Genomic DNA, 3,901 nt, shown 5'->3' with positions numbered 1-3,901 from the left:
ATCGCTGCATAGTTGAACAGTGATGTTCAGCAGTGTTCAGCGTAAATGTATCAGGCCTTCAATCTTCGGAAAGTAAGCCGATGGGTACACCTGCACAGCCAAGATGGGATCCTAGATTCACAGTCTTCCCCAGAACTCCAGATGACAACTCCCCCCGAAAAGCCTGATCCCAAAATGAAATCGGGATCCCTGCCCTCTGCCCTGCGATCCGGGCTGAACATTGCCCTGTTCCTATTCTTGGTGGTGCTGGTTTCCTACTTGGGTCTTAACTTCGTGCTGGCCTTGGTGGACAAGCTCAGGTGACCACTCCGTAAACCGATCCCCCGGCGTCACCCCGTTGCTGCTGGCCCGGATTTGCCAATGGCCCTTTGTCGCCAAGGGCAGGAAAGATACACTGGATTTACAGGACTTAACACCTTCTCTCAGTTGCCCCCCCTGACCGCCATGAGCCCCCTCTTTTGGTTGAGGCTGCCCTCTTTCTCCTGGCCTTCGCCGGGATCCCTTAAGCTTTATTCCAGATCCTACTCTGGATCTCAACCAGGGCCGACCCTAGCCCGCCGGGATCCTTCCTGGAAGCGTTGGCTGCGCTATCTTTATCTGCGCCTGTTGCGGCTGCAATCGTCGCCAAAAGAAATTGCCCGTGGCTTGGCGGTAGGGGTTTTTGCCGGCTGTTTCCCCATCTTCGGCTTTCAAACGTTGGCCGCTCTGGTGTTGGCTGTTCCGTTTCGGGGCAACAAGCTGGCGGCGGCGGCAGGAACCTGGGTGAGTAATCCCTTCACCTATGTGCCCATCTATGCGTTTAACTACCAGGTGGGAGAATGGCTACTGGGATCCCCTTCCACAGAGCTGGTGGCGGCCACCTGGCAAAACTGGATGCAGTGGGGCTTGGAGATGTCGGGCACGCTGTTTGTCGGCTGTGCGTTTGTCGGTTTTTGGGGATCCCTCGTCAGCTATTTTCTGGGGCTGTGGTTGGTGCAGCGGATTCGTCGGCGGCAGAAAATGGCCGGCAGGGGTCTGTGAATGGGCGCAAGGCGATTCAGAATCCCAACTGAGAACCCAATCCTGGACAGTCTGCAGGTGCAGAGATCCATCCGTTTTCACAGAGCTTTTCACAGATAAGGTCTCATGATGGAAGACATGCGAGCGTTGTTGACAGACCTCAGCCGTCGCTCCCAGCGATGGGGGGAGCAGTTGGGATCCGCTTTGCAGACGGGTATGAACCAGCTCACGCAAGCCCCTCAGCCCATTGTGTTGCTCTCTTCACGGGAACTGGAGAAAATGCGGCGGGCTTGTCGCCTGGCAGCAGATCTGCTCAAGCACTTGGAGCCGATGGTGCGGCCAGGGGTCACCACCCAAGAGCTCAACGACGAGGCCGAGCGATGGACGCGGGCGCATGGGGCCAGAAGCGCCCCTTTGGGCTACCATGGCTTTCCCAAGTCCATCTGCACCAGCGTCAACCACGTGGTTTGCCACGGCATTCCCAGCCCCAAGCAGATCCTGCGAGAAGGCGACATCATCAACATCGATGTCACCCCGGTTTTGGATGGCTACCACGGCGATACGTCCAAAACCTTCTTTGTCGGACAGCCTTCTGAGCGGGCGCGGCGCTTGGTGGAGGTGACCGAAGAATGTCTGCGGCGGGGCATTGCTGCCGTCAAGCCGGGGGGGAGAGTCGGCGACATTGGCGCTGCCATCCAAGAATATGCCGAGGCCCAGGGCTACAGCGTGGTGCGCGATTTTGTCGGGCATGGGGTGGGACGGCAATTCCACACGGCCCCCCAGATCCCCCACTACGGCGAGCGAGGAAAAGGGGAGAAACTCCGCCCCGGCATGGTGTTCACCATCGAGCCGATGATCAACGAGGGCACCTGGGAGGTGAAGGTGCTCTCCGACGGGTGGACGGCGGTCACTTTGGATGGCAAGCTCTCGGCCCAATTTGAACATACGGTCGCCGTTACCGAAACCGGTGTAGAGATCTTGACCCTGCCTTCCCAAAGCCCCTGAGCCGATCATGAACAGCGCCCCCGCTCTCCGCCTGCGCCTCTCCTCCGAGAACCTGCTGCTGCTGCTGGCGGCGGCAGTGGGGTTGGGCACGGGGCTGTTGGTGGTTGGATTTCGCTACTTGATTGGCTGGTGGCGCTATCTGCTGCAGGACACCCTCGTCGATGGCCTCGGCAGGGCTGCAGAACACTATGGCCTGTGGCTGCTGGGATCCTGGCCGCTGGCTCTGGCGCCGGTGCTGGGGGGCCTGCTGATCGGCGCTTTGGGGGCAGTTGTGCCCTTTCCCAACTTGAGCCTCTCCAGCTTGGTGAGTCCTGCTCGTCCTTTGGCACTTCAGCCCTGGTGGATCCCGCTCAAGCTCTTGGCGGCTGCCATCTCGTTGGGCGCGGGAGCTTCCCTTGGCCCTGAGGCCCCCAGTGTGGAAAGTGGCGCTTTGCTGGGATCCCTGCTGGGGCAAAACCTACGCCTCTCGCGGGAGCGGGTGCAACTGTTGATGGCTGCCGGAGCAGCGGCTGGCCTGGCGGCAGGGTTTAACGCGCCCATTGCCGGGGTGTTTTTAGCGCTGGAGCTGGCCTTGGCCCGCACCTTTACCACTTCTGCCGTCAGTGTGGTGGTGTTGGCGGCGGTGGTCTCCGCCTTGATCGCCCAGGTGGGGTTGGGGGCACAACCCGCTTTTCTTTTGCCCACCATCACCCAGCCGGCTTTTGTCTTGCCGGACTACGAGATCCACAGCTTGCTGGAGGTACCTCTGTATCTCGGCTTGGGCTTTTTGGCCAGCCTGGTTTCTATGGCCTTCAGCTACACCCTGGAGTGGGGCAAGCACCTGTTCAACAGTGGCCCCCTGGCGGCCTGGCCAGCTTGGAGCAAGCCCATTTTGGGGGGCGGGATCCTGGGCTGCGCAGGTTTGGGGATCCCATTGGCGTTGGGGGTGGGCTATGAAACCATTGAGTCGATTCTGCAGGCCGTTCCCTTTTCTCTTGGCCATCTGGGCCTGCTCCTATTGGGCAAGCTGTTGCTGAGCGCTTTGAGCCTGGGCAGCGGCTTTGTGGGGGGAACCTTTGCCCCGGCTTTGTTCATGGGGGCAGTGCTGGGGGCAGGCTACGGTCAGGTGCTATCTCAAGCTTTGCCCTTGATTGCCTTGTCTCCCCCTGCTGCCTACGCCATGGTGGGCATGGCGGCGGTGTTGGCGGCCAGCGTGCGGGCTCCGCTAACGGCCATCTTGCTGCTGTTTGAGATGACGCGGGACTATCACATTGCGCTGCCGGTGATGGCGGCAGTGGGTTTGAGCATCTGGCTGACGGAGCAGTTGCATTCGCCGGCCATCTACCCTTCCGCCCGTCGCTATCGCCACGCAACGCTTGACGGAGTCCTTGGGCAGGAGCCTAGAGAGCTGACGGTGCAAGAGGTGATGGTGCCCCCATCTCTTTTGCTTCGGCAAGACACACCGCTGCGAGAAGCTCTGGAGAGTTTGCTGCAGCAAAAGTGCCATAGCGCGTTGGTGGTGGACGGACAGGAGCGGCTGCGGGGCATTCTCACCCTGGAAGATCTGGAGCGGGCCTTGGCCCACAAGGAGGCGGCGGAGTTGGCGGAGCTGACCGTGCAGGAGGTCAGCCAATCTCCGGTTCTCACCACCTTCCCCGATGAGGCGGTAGCGGTGGCAGCCGAGCCGATGTACGAATACGATTTGCGCCAATTGCCAGTGGTCTCGCGGGAAGACCCGGAGCAGATCGTCGGCCTGTTGGATCGAGAGCGGGTGCTGCTCTCCCAAGAGATTCAATCGGTGCGGCAAGCCCTGGAGTTGGAAGTTCCCCCAGCAGAGAGAGACGCCGGCAGGAACGGACAAGAGGGGATCCCAGATGCTTCTACTGCGCACGAAGAATAGAGCCCTGCTGTCGGGATC

4 protein-coding genes are annotated in these 3,901 nt (G+C 60.5%); all 4 read left to right on the top strand.

What is annotated here, in order from left to right:
* The first annotated feature begins 141 nt into the window (after positions 1–141).
* The 4 genes from NW838_RS10195 (at position 142) to NW838_RS10180 (ending at position 3,883) form a co-directional block, all read left to right on the top strand.
* Positions 142–303, top strand: a complete 162-nt coding sequence (locus NW838_RS10195) for a hypothetical protein (protein WP_414352050.1) — start codon at positions 142–144, stop codon at positions 301–303.
* A gap of 141 nt (positions 304–444) precedes the next feature.
* On the top strand, positions 445–1,020 hold the full coding sequence (locus NW838_RS10190; protein WP_414358412.1) for a DUF2062 domain-containing protein: 576 nt from the start codon (positions 445–447) through the stop codon (positions 1,018–1,020).
* A 195-nt stretch (positions 1,021–1,215) separates the two neighbouring features.
* Positions 1,216–2,004: a type I methionyl aminopeptidase gene (gene map, locus NW838_RS10185; RefSeq protein ID WP_011433730.1), complete on the top strand. Its 789-nt coding sequence runs from the start codon at positions 1,216–1,218 to the stop codon at positions 2,002–2,004.
* A 7-nt stretch (positions 2,005–2,011) separates the two neighbouring features.
* Positions 2,012–3,883: a chloride channel protein gene (locus NW838_RS10180; protein WP_414427978.1), complete on the top strand. Its 1,872-nt coding sequence runs from the start codon at positions 2,012–2,014 to the stop codon at positions 3,881–3,883.
* Positions 3,884–3,901 lie beyond the last annotated feature (18 nt).

Source organism: Synechococcus sp. R55.2, assembly GCF_047462075.1.
Classification (GTDB): domain Bacteria; phylum Cyanobacteriota; class Cyanobacteriia; order Thermostichales; family Thermostichaceae; genus Thermostichus.
The sequence above is the reverse complement of the archived record's forward strand: the minus strand, read 5'-3'. Positions and strand labels throughout refer to the sequence as shown.

What these genes read in the sequence shown, in the direction of transcription:
- NW838_RS10195 (WP_414352050.1), top strand. Translation starts at nt 142, where the DNA reads ATGACAACTCCCCCCGAAAAGCCTGATCCCAAAATGAAATCGGGATCC.
- NW838_RS10190 (WP_414358412.1), top strand. Translation starts at nt 445, where the DNA reads ATGAGCCCCCTCTTTTGGTTGAGGCTGCCCTCTTTCTCCTGGCCTTCG.
- map (WP_011433730.1), top strand. Translation starts at nt 1,216, where the DNA reads ATGAACCAGCTCACGCAAGCCCCTCAGCCCATTGTGTTGCTCTCTTCA.
- NW838_RS10180 (WP_414427978.1), top strand. Translation starts at nt 2,012, where the DNA reads ATGAACAGCGCCCCCGCTCTCCGCCTGCGCCTCTCCTCCGAGAACCTG.